Source organism: Arthrobacter antioxidans (assembly GCF_023100725.1).
Classification (GTDB): domain Bacteria; phylum Actinomycetota; class Actinomycetes; order Actinomycetales; family Micrococcaceae; genus Arthrobacter_D; species Arthrobacter_D antioxidans.
Window position 1 is genome coordinate 3,601,685 of sequence record NZ_CP095501.1, and the last position, 16,151, is coordinate 3,617,835.

Below are 16,151 nucleotides of genomic sequence, written 5' to 3' on the forward strand. Positions count from 1 at the left end.
AGGACACTCGATGTTTGAACTGCGATCCTCCTGGGTGTGGGATTTCTGGTTCGCCGACGACGGCGACCGGTACCACCTCTTCTTCCTCAAAGCATCGCGCGCCCTGCACGATCCCGACCGCCGCCACTGGCGCGCAACAGTCGGTCACGCCACGTCCACGGACCTGCGCACCTGGGAGGAACACGCGGACGCTCTCGTGCCCGCTGACGGGCCGGCTTTCGACGACCTCGCCACCTGGACCGGCTCGATCGTCCGCGACGACGCCGGACTGTGGCACATGTTCTACACAGGAGTAGATCGGGAGGGCAAAGGGCTCATCCAGCGCATCGGCAGCGCCACCTCCCACGACCTCTTCACCTGGACCCGCACGGACCTGGTCCTCGAAGCCGACAGTGCTCACTACGAAAAGCTGGCCCAGGGCGCATGGCCCGATGAGGCGTGGCGTGACCCATGGGTAAGCCGCAGCACGGACGGCACCGGGTGGAACATGCTGATCACCGCCCGGTCCACGGCGGGCGAACCGGACCAGCGAGGCGTCGTCGGCAGCGCGTTCTCCCCCGATCTCGCGCACTGGGAGGTCCGGCCGCCCCTGAGCCGACCCGGTAACGGGTTCGGGCAACTCGAGGTCCTGCAAACCGAGACAGTCGACGGCCAGACAGTGCTCCTGTTTTCCTGCCTGAACTCCGAACTCTCCACAGGACGTCAGGCGGCCCAGGAGCATGGAGGGATCTGGGCCGTGAACGCGCCGAGCGCCCTCGGCCCCTTCGACATCTCGGAGGCCTACCTCGTGGCCGACCAGTCTCTCTATGTGGGACGACTCATCCAGGACCGTGCAGGCCAGTGGCAGATGCTCGCCTTCGAGAACGCAGACGACACCGGGGCCTTCGTCGGCAGGATCACCGACCCCCAGCCCGTGGCCTGGGTCGACGGCAAGCTCACCATGATGGGTGCCCACCACCCGCCTGTAGGGGATCGACGCTACGTCGACGTTTCCTGACGAGAAGATGCTGGTGTCATAGGTCCAGCTGACCGCGCATCAACGACATCCGGGGTGAGCCATCGTGTGAGGCCCACGTTCGGCGAGCCCACCGTGCACCCCGTATCCCATGCCACGAGCACGTGCATCGTTCACCCTTCTTTCCTCGGTACCGGGATAGACCCAAGAAAGGCCCGTAATGCCAACAGGCCGGCGAACAGACGACCGCTGCTTGACGAACGCTGATGTCGTCGTCGTCGGTGAAGCTCTCGTGGACATCGTCGTTTCTTCCCGAGGCACTGTGGAACACCCCGGAGGGTCACCTGCAAACGTCGCCTATGGGCTCGGCCGGTTGGGCGTCGACACCGCGCTGCTGACCTCGATCGGCGATGACCACCATGCGGCCGCCATCGAGACACACCTTCGCAGCGCCGGTGTCCGCCTTGTGCCCGGTTCCAAGGGCAGCGGTAGCACCGCAACCGCGACAGCGGTGTCAGCGCGCGACGGATCGGCACAGTACAACTTCAATATCCGGTGGGACCTCCCACAGGTCGCTCCGGCATTCCTTCACCAAGTGCTGCATACCGGCTCGATAGCTACCTTCCTGGCACCAGGAGCGGCCAGTGTTCGAGAGCTGATCAAGCAGGCATACCAGGACTGTGTCGTCACCTACGACCCCAACATCCGCCCGGCTCTGCTGGGCAGTCATGCCGAAGCGAGAACCATCTTCGAGGAACTCGTCCCCTTCACCGAAGTGGTCAAACTCAGCGACGAGGATGCACGGTGGCTCTATCCGCGGCTGGCTCTGGATCGGGGCCGGCGAAGCCTACATGACTGCCGTGATGTACGGACTTCCCACGCGCAGCGCGCACGGACTGGGGCCTTCGGCCTTGGAATCGCTGGGTCGCCTGGCGTCGATTGCGGCAACCCTTACCGTCCGCTGCGCGGGAGCGCACCCGCCAACATCAGAGGAACTGGCAAAGGAAATCCGAGAAGAACCCCCGAATCGTCCACACCACTATGTGGCGCCCGGTCTGAGCTCCCGCACCTTGAACACCTGAGAAAACATCACAAGGAAAGAACCAATGTCGAGCAACAACTACTATGACGTGACCGCGTGGGCCGTGGGCAGTCCATCCGAGGACATCGGCGCGGTGATCAACAGCATCATCGCTGACATCAAGGCCAGGCAGACCGACACCGATGCGAACGATGGCGGAAAGCCGGGAGCGGTGATCTACCTTCCACCCGGGGACTACCACCTCCGTACGCAGGTGGTCATCGATATCAGCTTCCTCAGGATCGAAGGCTCCGGACACGGCTTCACGTCCTCGAGCATCCGGTTCAACGTTCCCGAAGCCGAATGGCCCCACCTGCATGAGCTGTGGCCGGGCGGAAGCCGCATCATCGTCGACCTCCCCCTCGACGGAGACCGGGAGAGATTCCAGGGCGCCGCTTTCCACGTCGAGCGAACCGGGAGCCCCCGGATCAGCTCCGTCGAATTCGCCAACTTCTGCATCGACGGGCTGCACTTCACCCCCGACGACTCAGGGATGCCGGCGGAGAACACCTACGTCAACGGCAAGACCGGCATCCATGTCGCCAGCGCCAATGACTCGTTCCGCGTCACCGGCATGGGATTCGTCTACCTCGAGAACGCGCTTACCATCCACAACGCGGATGCGCTGTCCGTGCATGACAACTTCATCGCCGAATGCGGAAGCTGCATCGAGCTGCGCGGCTGGGGACAGGCGTCGAAGATCACCGACAACCTCATCGGGGCGGGGCCCAAGGGTCACTCGATCTACGCGGAGAACCATGGCGGGCTCCTGATCACCGCGAACAACGTCTTCCCCCGCGGCGCGAGCAGCGTTCACCTCGAGGGCGTCACGCGGTCGAGCGTCACCAACAACCGTCTGCATTCGTTCTACCCCGGGATGCTGATCCTCGCGGCGAACAGTTCGGAGAACCTCGTGGCCACGAATCACTTCCTGCGTGACCAGGAGCCGTGGATACCCTTCCAGGGCGTCGACAACGGGCTGGATGACCGCGACGGGCTTCTCCGTATCAGCGGCAACAACAATTCCGTCATCGGCAACCACTTCTCCCACATCATCGACGCACAGGACATCCGGCCGACAGGTGCGGCGCCGGTGATCGTCCGGCTGGTCGCGGGGGCAGGCAATTTCGTCTCCAACAATCACGCGGTGGCGCTGGACGTCCGTTCCACGTCGAGCGACTCCTGCTTCGAGGCGCAGGTGGACGCCCTGCTGACGACCGAGGCTGCGGACGATCGGGCCGTCACGACCGTTATGGTCGACGCCGGGTCAGCCCGGAACACGATCCTCGATTCGGGAAGCGACGCCCAGGTCGTGGCCGACAGGACTATCAACGCCGTCAGGGCCACACCCACGATCGGTTCCTGAGGCAGCACGACTAGTTGGGGGCAATAGCCGACGTCGAATCAACCGATGTTGACAATGCCTCTACTCGTCGCTAATCGAGCCGATCTGGTCGAAGGCTGCGGTGAGGTCATTAGCTACCGGCAGCGCGCTGTTCTGCCGCCGGCAGGTTCTCGTAGGTGTAGGTCGATGCCGCTATCGGTGATTCGTATCGACCGAGCGCTTGACGGACGATGTGGTCGTTCATGCTGCCGCAGATCAGGATCCCGACGGTGTCGTTGTGTGCCTCGCGGCTGAGCTTGTCATCGACCGGGGCGACACAGCTTCCCACAGTATTGGGGTTGGAATGTGCCGGTCTTGAGTTCGATGACGAAGTAGCGCACCTGCTCGACGTCGAAGAACAGCAGGTCGATGTAGAAGTCATCGCCGCCGACTTCGAAGTGCTCACCAGGGGATTCCTGGACCCCCGTACTCCACGGCCGCCGCGGGATACCGGTCACGAGCCTCGGCGCTGAGATTCTCATCGAGGACGGTGGTGAACCTGTAGCGCAATTGACTCTCCCGGCCCATGTCTGGCGAATGCTGTCATGTACTGCAAACCAGCTCAGTGTTGACTGCCCGCCGGGTGCTCTGACGAGCGCGCTGCACGCTATCCTTCAGCGCCTGCAGCGTCGAGCCGCACTCATCGGGCAGGGCAACATCAGAGGTTGTCGTAGACCCTATTCTTCAGGCCCACCACCGCTGACATGCCGCAGCAAAGGCCTGGGGCGGGGACACGTGAGAACATCACGGCGCCGGCATGCACAATATCGCTGGGCTGGGCCGGGCCGCGGTGTAGAGGTGAACTAGGCGTCCTGCGTCGGAGGCTGGATATTGGCTGTCAGCGCAACCGGACCAGCCAGTCCGGTGGGCGCATGTACCCTATTGCGACGCCCCCACGACGATAGGACTCAGAGACACCATGGCCACCGACTACGACGAGCCTCGCGTTCGCCCGGAAGACCAGCCAGCCAACGAATCGCTCGAGGCCATCCAGGCCCAGCGCAGCACCACCACGCAGACGGCCGTCATCGACGTCGAGGATGGTGATACTGCCGAAGGTTTCGACCTGCCAGGAGCCATTCTGGAGGAAGAACTGATGGTGCAGGTCGTACCCGTGCAGGAGGACGAATTCACCTGCATGTCCTGCTTCCTCGTCCACCACCGCACCCAACTCGCACGGGAGAAGAACGGCGACAAGTACTGCGCTGAATGCGAAGGGTGACCACTGACCGGCCGGTACGCCGCTGATGAACGCGCGGTATCACCCGACTGTTCGTCGCGGCACGCGGTTCTTCCTCGGCAAGCAGGCTTAGGGTTGACAAGCGCGCTGCCGGGCGGTTGGCAAGCTCGAACTTGGCTGAACTGATTCTGAAAGCGGCGGGGTCTCGGCTATTGGTCAGGTGCCAACTTCAGCCGGGGCACCTCGTCGGGTAGATCCCTCCATCTATCCCCTCTTCTCGCAGCGGAGGCTGGCCCTTGCCCTACCCTGCCAGTCAATTGATGCGGACCAGTGCGGAACCGTCGTGCTCGGTCACCTTCACTGCTCCGGCGGTAAGTGCTGCAAGGCTGGCGAGAGCCTCAGGCCGGTCCTGCAGGTCAACTAGGCGCACTATTGGGTGGCTACGGTCATCAGGAGTCCATGTGGCATCGACCGGGGTTCTGCAGGAAGGACCGACTTGCAGCTGATTGAGGTCATGACGGATGCCTTGCCCTGTTGCCTTCAATACCGCTTCCTTCCTGGTCCAGAGGCGGGTGAACATTCTTGCCCGTGAACCCGCAGCGACGCCCCAGAGTTCCTGGCGTTCATGGGGCGTGCATACCAGCGGTGCGATCGGCAGGGGATCCCACCCTTCGTCGACGCCCTCGATGTCCATTCCGATAGCAGCTCCCTTTGTGATCGCTAGACCAACCCAGTGGCCTGAATGCGACAGGGAGATTTCCCAACCAGTTCCGGGAAGTGTTGGCTTGCCCCGCGCTCCTCCTGAGAGCTGTACAGGGACGTTCTCGGGATGACATCCCTGACGCTGTGCCACCGTGCGGCGCAGCATGGAACGTCCCATTTGGAAGCTAAGGGCAGTGTCCAAGCATTTGATTGAGTTCAGTCGTACCCGCTCCTGATCGCTGAGGATCCGATCGATTCCTGCCTCAGCATCTTTCCGCTGTGCCCAGTAGACGTCGACCACCGCGTCCCTCTGGTCACCGGAGTAGGGTAGCTGCCGAATCATGCGGGCTGCTCCTGCAGCGCCATAATGAAGTTGGCTGTGAGGTCAACAGTGGGCTCGTGCAGGACTTGGTAATGATTGGCTTCAAGCTCCACTACTGCGCCTCGAGCTTCCATGCGATCCCGGTAAGGGGAGGCGAACGACGGCCCGTCGCCGGCTGCAATCAGGACCTGTGTCTGCGACAAAACCTGCTGGATGTCGCTGGCGGGTTGGGAGCGGAAGCTGTAAGTAGCGGCAACTACCTCAATGATTCGGGAGGCCAACGCCATGTCAAGGGCGGGGACCCGTCCTGCCAGGAGCTCCATGAATTCGTTTCGAGTGCGCACCTTCGCCAGAAGCGCGTCCCTGTGCAAACCATCGAGGCTCCCGGTGAATACAGACATGAGGATCATCCGGAAGTACGGGTCCAAGAATGCGTTCGGTCCGTTCCAAGGCCTGTCTGGGACCCCGTCGATTTCGGGGGATCCGGGGGCGATGAGGGTTAGTCGGTCGACCGTGACACCGCGCGCTTCTAGCCAAAGCGCTACTTCTGCGGCCACTCTGGCCCCGAAGGAGTACCCCATCAAGGTCACACTATTGCCCTCTGCAGCTTCCAGAACCGGTTCTACGTCTGCCGCAACCATCTCCTCCATGGTTGTACAGGGACTCTCCCCCGGGTTGAGTCCGTATGCCTGAATACCGTATACAGGGCGTCCATGGGATATGCGGGCGGCAAGCCCACGCAGGCTCATGGGGTATCCTCCGAGGCCCGGCCAGACAAATACTGGCTCTCCGGTACCGGGTGCTAGAAGCACAAGGCGCGAGGCATTTGCAGGGGCGACCTGGCGGATCCGCTCGGCGAGCTCCCGTGCGGTGGGCGCCTCGAAGATCGATTGAATTGGCAGGCTGGATCCAAAATGCTCGTTGAGTGCATTGATGAGTTTCACTGCGGTAAGCGAGTTGCCCCCGATGTCGAAAAAGTCATCGGATACCGAAAGCACTTCCCGGTCGAGCATTCGCGACCACACATTCAGGCAGTCTGTCTCCAGCTTGGAACTTGGAAGAATGACCGCCCGTTGGGGTCGCTGATCGCTCTCCAGCTGCTGGATCAGCGCCGCTCGGTCGACCTTGCCGCTGCTGGACATGGGCAGCTTGTCGAGCACTTCCACGCGCGAGGGAACCATATAGTGGGGCAAGATCCGGCGCAGGTCATCCTTGACGATCTCCTCGGGCCCGCGCAGATGCACCGCGTCCTCCTTCATGCCAGTCGATGCGACCTGCTCTGCTGACACGGAGCCGCCGACTGCAAAGTACGAGAGTCGGCTTTCGTCCTGTCCCCAAGCGCGGGCAATCTGGTCATACCGCCTGGCGGAAGGCAGTTCACGTCCGGACAGTGAAGCGTAGCCGGAGGACATCAGTCCGATGCCCTGCTCGTTCATCTCCAGCTTCTGCAGGGCTCGGGCGAGCTCGAAGAATCCGGACCAGCCCTGTTCCCGTCGGCAAGAGAGGGTCACACCGAAGGATGACCGATCGTAGGTGCCCTGATTGATGGCGATTACCTGGCGACGCTCGATGACGTGATTGCTGAGCCGGTGCAGCGTCCCGTCCTTCAGGCAGTAGGTGCCGTGGCGGGCTCCTGCGACCTTGCCGTGGATTTGGAATGTGAGGTCGACCAAGGGCGCAGAAGGGACTGCGTCGACACATTCGATCAGATCGAATACCCCGGTGCTCTCCCACTTCTCGGTGAGACCCAGCTCTGGCAAGTCGACGCTTGGAACGGGCTGGAGGCGCAGACCTCGTGCAGCCGCCGCCCGGTCCAAAACTCCGACCATGTGTCCCGCCTCCATATGAAGCACTTCGACGACATTGGTCGAGTACACGGACTCGATCACCCTCGGCAGGCCCGCGAGATGAAGGCGAAGGCTTGGAGCGCTTAGTCGGGCAGCCTGATGGCCTACGTGAATCAGCTCGTGCTTGGTCGGATGGTAGTAGTACATGCCGGCGTCCAGGCCGGGCATTCCTGACGTCTCGAGGTAGATCTGGGTGGCGTTGAGCGCGCCAGGAGAGGCGTAGGCGTACTTGGGCAGAAGTCTTTGGCTGCTTGGGAACGGGCCCATCCATCGCAACACATCAGCAACGTCAGAGATGGTGACGAGACCGCTACGGGGTCCAATCGCCCACGGCTGATCGAGTGACTCTCCCAGCGCGACCAGGTCAGCAGCACTGATCGGGAGGCCTTCGAAGAATCTGTAGGTCTTCCGTGCGAAGGCTGCTTGGAATTGCTCCGGCGTGCCCTCACGCCCAGGCAGGACGACGCTGCGTTGGGGATGGGTGAAGTTCCGCACTCCGAGACCAGCCAGCTGCGCCCGTACTTGAACGTGACTGGCCTTCGAGCGGTGATGCTCTCCTGCCGCATCCTGGTCCATGAGCGTCGCTTCTGCAGGATCCAGTTCGAGGAACGCACCCAGCCGTATCGTTGCATCTTCCGGACTGCGCCACGGCACCACGGCTGCTTGGCGTACCCAGTGGTGCTCCTCAATGGCCAGACGCACCTCGTCGGTCTCGACGCGGTGGCCGTTGACCTTTACCTGGTCATCGATTCGACCGCAGAACTCTACCTGGCCCGATGCGTCAATCCGCGCCACGTCACCGCTGCGGTAGAGGCGCACTGGCCGGCCGTCGACGTCTGCCTCGACAAATCGTTCTGCCGTGAGTCGGGGCCGGTGCAGGTACCCATAGGCGAGCTGCGATCCGCTGATGCACAACTCGCCGGTCTGCCCATCGAGCACCGGTCGAAGCTCGGCGTCGAGAATGTGAACTTGGCACCCGGGCACCGCAGAACCGATGCTCACAGCCGGGGTGTCTGGAATGTCCCCGATCGAGAGGCGAAGCCACGTGGCGTTGATCGTTGTTTCGGTGGGGCCATAGAGGTTGACGAGTTGGGCCTGCGGAAGGGTGGCGAGCAGCTCGCGGGCTAAACGGCTGGGCAGGACCTCACCACCGCTGAACAGGCCCCTCAATGAGCGGCATCGCGTCAACTTCCCCGTCTCGAGCAGTGCTGTCCAGAGTGTGGGCACTGCCTGGAGCAGACTCACTTCGTACTCGAGCACCAGATTGCTGATCAGCTCAGCATCGCGGTGAACGCCGTGAGGCCCAACGACGATGGTGGCGCCTACCGCATTTGCTAGCAACTCCCACTGTGCGGCATCGAAGCTGATCGGCGTCTTCAAAAGAATGCGCTCGCCGGGGTTCAGGCCCGCCGACTCGGCCAAGAACTGCATCTGGTTCACGATTGCGGGATGCCCGATTACCACCCCTTTCGGGCGGCCCGTGCTGCCGGATGTGTAGATGACATAAGCGGGCAGGTCCTCCGTGTACGCAGAATAATCTCGCTTCGGTCCAGCCTGGAAAAGCTGTTCGATCCGTAGCACCTGAACGTGCTCGGGAACTAGATGCTCTATCAGTTCGTAGCTCCCACCGTCGACCACTACATGGCGAATCTTGGAATCCGAGATCATGTAGGAAATGCGCTCTGCCGGGTAGTCGACGGCTAGTGGAAGATATGACGCGTCGGCGCTGAGGATCGCCCACGTGGCGATCAGCAGATGGTTCGAGGGAGCCATGAACAGTCCGATGGTGTCTCGTGGGCCGACACCAGCCGCGGTCAAGGCGGCAGCGGCGAAATCTGCGCGGCTCAACAGCTCTTCGAAGGTGAGCTTTCCGTCCGCGTCGATCGATGCGACGGCCTGCGGATGGGCGGCTACCTGATAGCGAAGCATCTCGGTGAGGGTCTTCGGGGCAGGGACAGAGGTCATCAAATCTCCAGAGGTAATTGGGCACGCAGACGTTAATGGGTGAGCTAGGGATGGAGGGGTCAGACGTGGTTCGGGTGCACCGGCGTCCGCTTGATCTGGCCGAGCATGGATCCGAGGAGGGCAAGAGCGAAGCCCAAGCACTGGAGGGGTGAGAGCGACTGGTCGAGTGCGAGCAAGCCGAGCACCGCGGCCGTCAGCGGGCTGAGCACACCCAGCAACGCCATATTGGCGGAGGGAAGGGCGCGGGCTCCACGGAACCATAATGCGTAGGCAAGGGCTCCGCCGATTACAGACAGCCAGGCGTAGCCGAGCACGGCTGGCGCGTCGAGTTGCCAGGCGCCATGGTCCACTAAGGGAATCAGGGGAACGATCAGCGTTCCTCCCACGATCAGCTGCCAGGCAGTGGACGTCAGCGGATGCATCCCAGGCGCCACTCCCCAGCGTCTGGTCAGGAGCAAACCTATGGCCATGCTGAATGCCCCGGCGGCCGCTGCAGCCAGCCCGATGGCATCCACCGTGCTTTGACCGGTGAGGGCGACTAACGAGACCCCTGCCAATGCCACAAACGACCACAACACTTGAGCCGTCCGCGGGCGGCCCCAACCCAGCACGAGGCACAGTCCGAGGATCACCAGCGGCTGAATCGACCCGACGACAGCTGCCAGTCCCCCCGGGAGACGGTAGGCCGCGAGGAACAGGAGCGGGAAGAATGCACCAATGTTCAACGCGCCCAGCACAGCAGTTTTCAACCTCCAGCCAGCAGGTGGAAGCCCCGGCGCCAGAAGCAGCAATAGCAGCCCGGCGGGTAGCGCGCGCAGGACACTGGCGGTCATGGGACGATCGGCCGGCAGGAATTCGGTGGTCACTAGGTATGTGGAGCCCCAGACAACTGGCGCGAAGGCAGCGGCCATTGTCAGCGAAAGCGTCTGGAACCTCAGCGCACCGACAGCAGGATCAGAGACCACGGCACTTCTCATTGCGTCGTTCCGTAGAACCGATCACCGAAGTCGCCTATGCCGGGACGCATGAAGGCCTCGTCGGTCAAGGTGTCGTCAACGTAGCTCGTCACGACCTGCACCCTCGGGTGGCGCTCATACAGCTTTTCAAGGGCAGACGGGCACGTCAGTACATTGACCAGTACGACGTCTTCCTCGGCCACGCCCGCGTCCTGCAAAACCTGGATAGCCAGGCCCGCGGTTCCAGCGGTCGCCATCATGGGGTCAAGGAGCAGGACCTGATGCCCAGCGATCTGTTCGGGGAGCTTCTGGTAGAACATTCGAGGCAGTTTTGTAACCGTGTCTCGCTGAATGAGTATCTTTCCGAATCGTGTGCCGGGGCAGATGTCGCGAAGCTCGGCCTCGAGGGCATCCCCTGCGCGGGGAACTGAGACAGCAAACAGTTCGGGCTGAACCAAAGTTGTGCCAGGGAAAGGGAAGCCAGTAGGAGTGGTCACGAGCCGGTCCTCGTAACGCAAGTAGGCAAGCGATTCCTCCAGCAAGAGCCGCATGATGCGCCGGGCTGCGGTCACGAATTCGGCATGGGAGGCTTCGCGGTTGCGGGCCGCCGCATGCAGCGCAAGCAACCCGGGGGTGCGGCGCAGGGGGTGAGCATTGGGCGGCAGCGTCTGGACTGCAGACGTGAGCGGCTGAAGAATTGTCATCGGTTCTGCCCATTTCCGTAGGGAGCAAGTGGAAGTAACAGGTTGACCACGGAGCTGAAGTCTGAGGCAATCCCTTGGGGGTACAGCGCCTGCAGTCCTGTTGCGGTCCCCACGCCATACGTGACGGCGATCGCGCGCATAGGAACGGCTTGTGCAGTGCGGATGTCATGGGCGGTATCCCCGACGAAAACGGCTTCCCGGGAGTCGACTCCGAGGCGTTGCAGCGCCAGCAGCGCCGGGTCGGGATTCGGTTTCGGCAGCACAGTGTCATCGACGCCGACCACTGTGGTGAAGAACTTGCGCATTCCTGATGCTTCGAGGATGAGCCGGGCACTGTCACCCTGCTTGCTGGTGACCACAGCCAGTTTCATCCCGTGCTCGCATAGCAAGGCCAAGCCCTCCATGACGCCTGGAAACACCAGCGATGCCGCCATCGGAACCACTTCAGTGCGGTAGAGGTGGCGGTACGCTTCGACGACCTCGCCGACCCGACTGGAACCCGGCTCCAGTTCGGCGAGCATTGCACACAGCTCGGGCAGGGGCCGGCCAATCAGCCCCTTGGCCTCGGAGAGAGACGGCGCGCGCCCGGTAGTCTGCTGAACGGCCACGACAAGCTGAGCCGCGATCGCCCGGGGGGTGTCCATCAGGGTTCCGTCGAGGTCGAAGAGGACGGACTGAACGGTCGCCTCGACCGCTGTTTCCACGGCACGGACCATCACAGCGAAACCTCAGCAGATACCTGTGACCAGGCGCGTGCGATGTCCGCTGCGACGCCAGCAGTGCTGGCCAAGACCGCCGCGTTGGCTACCGAAGATGCTCCATTCGTTGCCCGGTCTACGGCGCGCATAAGGAACTTTGTCACCGCAGCTCCCTTGATGTTGCTGGCTTCAGCCTCGGCCAGTCCCTGCTGGATGGCGTTCTCGATTGTCTCTCTGTCCAGCGCTTGGCTGGCTCCGAGCGGATGGGTGACCACCAAGGAACCTGCGCCGGGGACTGACCAGTGGAATCGGGCCGCGTTCGCGAGCTCCCTGGCGTCATCGATCCGGGCAGGACTCTTGAGTCCGCTGGAGGCGACATAGAAGGCCGGGAAGTCATCGCTGCGATAGGCGATAACCGGGACACACTGGGTCTCCAAGTACTCCAGTGTTTTTGGCAGGTCCAGGATGGTCTTGGCTCCAGCGCACACGAGCATTACCTGGGAGCGGGTGAGTTGAACCAAGTCTGCTGAAATATCGAAGGTCTTCTCGGCATCCCGGTGCACGCCGCCCAAGCCAGCCGAGGCCACTGTTCGAATGCCGGCTACATGGGCAATCACCATGGTTGCCGCGATGGTCGTTGCGCCGACTTCTCCAGAAGCCAGACACGCCGCCAATCCTCGGCTACTGGCCTTCCTCACTCCGTCGGTCGTCGCGAGTTGCTCGAGCTCGTCTGCGCTCAAACCAACAACGCACTGCCCGGCGATGATTGCCGTGGTTGCAGGCACGGCTCCGCCATGACGGACGGCCTCTTCGACAATGCGGGCCGACTCCAGATTCAGCGGCCGTGGGAGCCCATGCGAGACCACATTGGACTCCAAAGCGACAACCGGTTGGCCGTTGTGAAGTGCTTCTTCGACTTCGGGGGACCTCCGCACCGGCAGTCCTACGAAGGTAGAGGGGTTGATTTCAATAGTCGACATAGCGAGGGTTCCTGTCAGAGGGGACAGTCCAGGGCAGACTGCAATTCTCTTAACATTGAACTACTTAATGTTAAATTATCAAGCATGGGGGTCCGGCAGATACGGTTCAGATGACAGGAGATTTCATGAAGGACGCAGTCGACCGGCTGTTGACCCAGTGGGGACAACAGCGCCCAGATGTAGATGTCTCTCCCATGGGCGTCGTGGGGCGCATCAGCCGCACCTCCTCGCTGTTGGACAAAAGCATCGCTCGAGCCCTCGCCTCGCATGGCCTGCAACCTGGAGAGTTCGATGTTTTGGCCACTTTGAGACGCTCCGGCGAACCCTTCCGGATGACTGTCGCAGAGCTGTTGGGCGGAGCCATGGTCACCTCCGGAGCAGTGACGAACCGCTTGAACCGCTTGACTACCAAGGGCTTCATAGAGCGTGAGCCTGACCCATCGGACCGACGAAGTGTGATTGTTGAGCTGACGGCGAAGGGGAGAGCTGTGCTCGACGGCGCGCTGGTTGACCATGTCGAAAACGAACGCGTCCTCCTGGCCACCCTCAACCCGTCCGAGCAGGACCAACTCGCCCGTTTGCTCCGGCAATTGCTCATTGGGCTGGGGGATGCGTGGGAGGACACGCCCGCCGAGGTCCTGCCCAATGTCCACGACACCAGCGCGCCCTTTGCCTGAGCGGTTCGCGATGGCCCTGGGGAGTCTTGAGGTGAGCAACCGTTCATGCAGCACCCCCGCTGCTCAGCCGCCGCGGCTAGTGGCAGCAGGATGTCGGCACGGCCACTGCTCAAGCCATCGTCAACCTGCTCAGCGGGCTGACCACCTAGATGAGTTGCCGCTTGGATCTCTTATGAAGCCGGCCCCCGCCCTGTCCCAAAGCGTCACTTCGTCCCTACCAAGACCAGCCGACGGGAGGTTGTTCCGTGGCGAGGATCCGGCGGGCGGTCTTCTTCATGTGTGTGGTGCCGCATTCTCCGAAGCGGCCACGTTGGGCGACGAGGACGGTGGCGTGGCGGTCGTGGTGGTCGATCCACCAGGACGACATCCCACCGTCAGCCTGTGCCTCCAGCCACTGCTCATGCAGGGCCCGGAACCTGTCCACGGCTTCGGCATGCTTCCACCACCGGGAGAACCAGTACCGGTTCTGGGACCGGTCCACCGACTCGAGCATCGCGACCAGGGACTCCACCCAGTCGACCAACTCCTCCGGGGTGAACGCGAAACCCTCCTTCTCTTCATAACCGTTAGGTGAAGTGGCGGCTGCACCATCCGCTGCGCCGTCGAAGGGGTTGGTCATGGGTGGTGTCCTGCCTGGATGTGGTCGACGGTAGCTCCGACGCGGGCGGTAAGGATCTTGTCCCGGGACCAGGGGATGGTGCGGACGATGGCCCCGCCGCCGTGGGAGGTCTTCACAGGTCAGCCACGAGCGGCACCTGCAGCGTCCGCCGGCCCGTCGTGCGGCGTGCTGGGCGGCGGTGAACACCGCATAGACGAGGTCCGACACGAACGCGGCTCCCGACCCGCGGCTGTGGATCTCGGCGCAGCTGCCGCTGCAAAGGGGCCGGAAGCCGTTTCGGCTGCAGCCAGCTACGCCCCAGACCGGCGGCGCCGGAGTGCTGCGCGGCGCGACGAAATCCGTGAGCCGGGGCCCTTGAGGTGGCGCCCCCGGCACGGCAGACTGAGCACACCAGTCTCATCCGGCACATCAGCGCCACACCATGGTCTCGTTCACGCTCCACGGTCAGCAGGACAGCGCTGCCTCGACCACCCTGGAGCCACACCATGAACGACACCGTGATCAAGAGCGGTTCCCTGCGCCTCGCGCAGGAGAGCGACCTCATCGCGACCCTCGAAGCCGTCGAGACCAGCGCCGATCTTCCCCGTGCCGTGGCGGACGCCGCCGAGATCAGGGCGTTCGCGGAGACGCTCGGGCGGCTCGACGTCGCGTTCTGGGCCGAGGTCATCGGGCTCGACGCGCTGGCCCGCACGGATGGCGCGCCCGGCGCGCGGACACGGGGCCAGGAGATCCTCGAATGGGCCACCGAGCAGGGCGACGCGCGGCTCGCGAGCCGCTGCCACGCCCTGATCGCGATGATGGATCTCATCGCGGGCCACTCCGGCTCCGGCGCGGAGCAGGCGACGATCGCCGTCACACTGCTGGACGGCACCGAGCTGCCCCGGCTCCGGGCGAATTTCCTGACGCGTCAGGCGCTCGGCCTCCTGGTCGCGGGGCTCCTGCAGCACGGCTTCGACGTGTCCCGCCGGGCGCTCGCCCTCGCGGACCAGCTGGCCGACCCCGAGCTCCTGGCCCGGATCGCGTCGAACGCGTTCCACTCCGCGCTCGACGAGTCGATGCCGGACGAGGCCCGCTTCTGGATGCGGCGGCTGGAAGCCGTGATCGCCACGTCCCCGGAGCTCGAAGCCGAACTCTCGGATGTCCTTGCCCGCGGTCACCTGGCGGACAATCGTCCCTGGGATGCGCTCGACGTACTGGAGCGGGCCGGGGACGACGACGCCGCGACGTCGCAGCCCGAGACACGGGCCACCCGGATGCTCCTGCTCGCGCAGGCCCACCATGGGGTCGGCAACCTCCCCGCGGCGCGGCTCGCCCTCGACCGGGCGGAACAGATCACCGTGCGGCACGCGCTCGAGGAGGTCGCCTCCACCGTCCTGGAGGAGCGCGCCGCCATCGCCGCGTCCGCGGCCGACTTCCGGCTCGCCTACGAACTCCACCGGCAGTTCCACCAGGCGGCGCGGAGCCGGTGGATCGAGGCCCGCCGCTCCCGGGTGGACCACCTGTTCGCCGAGCAGAATGTCACCGAGGCGCTCGAACGCGCCGAACAGGCGGAGGCGGCCGTCGCCGTCGACCCGCTGACGAAGGTCCGCAACCGGCGGTGGGTCGAGGACACGCTGCCCGACGTCGTCCGGACCTGGCAGGCCGGCGGACCGTGGACGGCGTCCCTGGCCATCCTCGACCTCGACCACTTCAAGCTGGTCAACGACCGCTACGGGCACGCCGCGGGCGATGACGTGCTGGTGTCCGTCGCCGCGGCCCTCCAGGCGTGCGGCGGGGTCCAGCACGTCGCCCGGATCGGAGGAGAGGAATTCCTGCTGGTCCTGCAGCAGGACGCCGACCAGCAGCAGGTGGCGGAGCGGGTGCTGTCCGCCATGCGGGAGCTCCGGTGGCCCGAGATCGACGCCGGCCTCCGCCTCACCGTGAGCATCGGCTTCGCCGGTTGCGAACCGGGGGCGACGACGTCCGACCTGCTGCAGGAGGCCGACCTCCGCCTGTACAGCGCCAAACGCGCCGGCCGGGACAGGTCGGTGGGCCCCTGGTAGGACCGGCCTCCTGTCAGGCACGATGCGGTGTCATGGGAC

13 protein-coding genes and 1 pseudogene are annotated in these 16,151 nt (G+C 63.7%); 6 read left to right on the top strand and 8 right to left on the bottom strand.

Features of this window, described 5'->3' with window-relative positions:
• Window positions 1–10: 10 nt before the first annotated feature.
• From MWM45_RS16730 to MWM45_RS16740, 3 genes and pseudogenes are all read left to right on the top strand, one after another.
• A complete protein-coding gene (locus tag MWM45_RS16730; protein WP_247827422.1) occupies window positions 11–997 on the top strand; it encodes a glycoside hydrolase family protein in 987 nt (328 codons plus the stop codon).
• Between the two features lie 178 nt (window positions 998–1,175).
• A pseudogene (locus MWM45_RS16735) lies at window positions 1,176–2,037 on the top strand (PfkB family carbohydrate kinase).
• A 24-nt stretch (window positions 2,038–2,061) separates the two neighbouring features.
• Window positions 2,062–3,402, top strand: a complete 1,341-nt coding sequence (locus MWM45_RS16740; RefSeq protein ID WP_247827423.1) for a NosD domain-containing protein — start codon at window positions 2,062–2,064, stop codon at window positions 3,400–3,402.
• 278 nt (window positions 3,403–3,680) lie between these two features.
• On the opposite strand, the gene MWM45_RS17800 is transcribed toward MWM45_RS16740, so the two are convergent.
• Entirely contained in the window at window positions 3,681–3,902 is a 222-nt protein-coding gene (locus tag MWM45_RS17800) for a PDDEXK nuclease domain-containing protein (protein WP_418909707.1), read from the bottom strand.
• Between the two features lie 437 nt (window positions 3,903–4,339).
• Here MWM45_RS17800 and MWM45_RS16750 point away from each other — a divergent pair, with 437 nt between their 5' ends.
• The gene (locus MWM45_RS16750; RefSeq protein WP_247827425.1) at window positions 4,340–4,642 is read left to right on the top strand and encodes a DUF4193 domain-containing protein; all 303 of its coding nucleotides are present in this window, start codon (window positions 4,340–4,342) and stop codon (window positions 4,640–4,642) included.
• Window positions 4,643–4,913: 271 nt separating this feature from the next.
• Here MWM45_RS16750 and MWM45_RS16755 read toward each other — a convergent pair whose 3' ends face one another.
• The 6 genes from MWM45_RS16755 to MWM45_RS16780 are packed head-to-tail and all read right to left on the bottom strand — an operon-like array spanning window position 4,914 to window position 12,774.
• Entirely contained in the window at window positions 4,914–5,603 is a 690-nt protein-coding gene (locus MWM45_RS16755; protein WP_247827426.1) for a 4'-phosphopantetheinyl transferase family protein, read from the bottom strand.
• A gap of 38 nt (window positions 5,604–5,641) precedes the next feature.
• Window positions 5,642–9,436 (bottom strand): amino acid adenylation domain-containing protein, encoded by a 3,795-nt coding sequence (locus MWM45_RS16760; protein WP_247827427.1) that lies wholly within the window; start codon window positions 9,434–9,436, stop codon window positions 5,642–5,644.
• A 59-nt stretch (window positions 9,437–9,495) separates the two neighbouring features.
• Window positions 9,496–10,413, bottom strand: coding sequence for an EamA family transporter (locus tag MWM45_RS16765; protein ID WP_336296677.1), 918 nt, complete (start codon window positions 10,411–10,413; stop codon window positions 9,496–9,498).
• Complete coding sequence (upp, locus tag MWM45_RS16770; protein WP_247827429.1) at window positions 10,410–11,096, bottom strand: uracil phosphoribosyltransferase; 687 nt, start codon at window positions 11,094–11,096, stop codon at window positions 10,410–10,412. The genes MWM45_RS16765 and upp overlap by 4 nt, the downstream gene beginning before the upstream one ends.
• Entirely contained in the window at window positions 11,093–11,800 is a 708-nt protein-coding gene (locus MWM45_RS16775) for an HAD family hydrolase (RefSeq protein WP_247827430.1), read from the bottom strand. The genes upp and MWM45_RS16775 overlap by 4 nt, the downstream gene beginning before the upstream one ends.
• Window positions 11,801–11,811: 11 nt before the next feature.
• A complete protein-coding gene (locus MWM45_RS16780; RefSeq protein ID WP_247827431.1) occupies window positions 11,812–12,774 on the bottom strand; it encodes a pseudouridine-5'-phosphate glycosidase in 963 nt (320 codons plus the stop codon).
• Window positions 12,775–12,899: 125 nt separating this feature from the next.
• Between MWM45_RS16780 and MWM45_RS16785 the strand changes: the two genes are divergently transcribed.
• Complete coding sequence (locus MWM45_RS16785; protein WP_247827432.1) at window positions 12,900–13,451, top strand: MarR family winged helix-turn-helix transcriptional regulator; 552 nt, start codon at window positions 12,900–12,902, stop codon at window positions 13,449–13,451.
• A gap of 214 nt (window positions 13,452–13,665) precedes the next feature.
• On the opposite strand, the gene MWM45_RS16790 is transcribed toward MWM45_RS16785, so the two are convergent.
• The gene (locus MWM45_RS16790) at window positions 13,666–14,070 is read right to left on the bottom strand and encodes a DUF4913 domain-containing protein (RefSeq protein WP_247827433.1); all 405 of its coding nucleotides are present in this window, start codon (window positions 14,068–14,070) and stop codon (window positions 13,666–13,668) included.
• Between the two features lie 485 nt (window positions 14,071–14,555).
• Between MWM45_RS16790 and MWM45_RS16795 the strand changes: the two genes are divergently transcribed.
• Window positions 14,556–16,112 (top strand): GGDEF domain-containing protein, encoded by a 1,557-nt coding sequence (locus tag MWM45_RS16795; RefSeq protein WP_247827434.1) that lies wholly within the window; start codon window positions 14,556–14,558, stop codon window positions 16,110–16,112.
• The last annotated feature ends 39 nt before the right edge of the window (window positions 16,113–16,151 follow it).

Excerpts from the sequence above, each read along its gene's own strand:
- MWM45_RS16730 (WP_247827422.1), top strand. The coding sequence starts at position 11 with ATGTTTGAACTGCGATCCTCCTGGGTGTGGGATTTCTGGTTCGCCGAC.
- MWM45_RS16740 (WP_247827423.1), top strand. The coding sequence starts at position 2,062 with ATGTCGAGCAACAACTACTATGACGTGACCGCGTGGGCCGTGGGCAGT.
- MWM45_RS17800 (WP_418909707.1), bottom strand. The coding sequence starts at position 3,902 with ATGAGAATCTCAGCGCCGAGGCTCGTGACCGGTATCCCGCGGCGGCCG.
- MWM45_RS16750 (WP_247827425.1), top strand. The coding sequence starts at position 4,340 with ATGGCCACCGACTACGACGAGCCTCGCGTTCGCCCGGAAGACCAGCCA.
- MWM45_RS16760 (WP_247827427.1), bottom strand. The coding sequence starts at position 9,436 with ATGACCTCTGTCCCTGCCCCGAAGACCCTCACCGAGATGCTTCGCTAT.
- MWM45_RS16765 (WP_336296677.1), bottom strand. The coding sequence starts at position 10,413 with ATGAGAAGTGCCGTGGTCTCTGATCCTGCTGTCGGTGCGCTGAGGTTC.
- upp (WP_247827429.1), bottom strand. The coding sequence starts at position 11,096 with ATGACAATTCTTCAGCCGCTCACGTCTGCAGTCCAGACGCTGCCGCCC.
- MWM45_RS16780 (WP_247827431.1), bottom strand. The coding sequence starts at position 12,774 with ATGTCGACTATTGAAATCAACCCCTCTACCTTCGTAGGACTGCCGGTG.
- MWM45_RS16785 (WP_247827432.1), top strand. The coding sequence starts at position 12,900 with ATGAAGGACGCAGTCGACCGGCTGTTGACCCAGTGGGGACAACAGCGC.
- MWM45_RS16790 (WP_247827433.1), bottom strand. The coding sequence starts at position 14,070 with ATGACCAACCCCTTCGACGGCGCAGCGGATGGTGCAGCCGCCACTTCA.
- MWM45_RS16795 (WP_247827434.1), top strand. The coding sequence starts at position 14,556 with ATGAACGACACCGTGATCAAGAGCGGTTCCCTGCGCCTCGCGCAGGAG.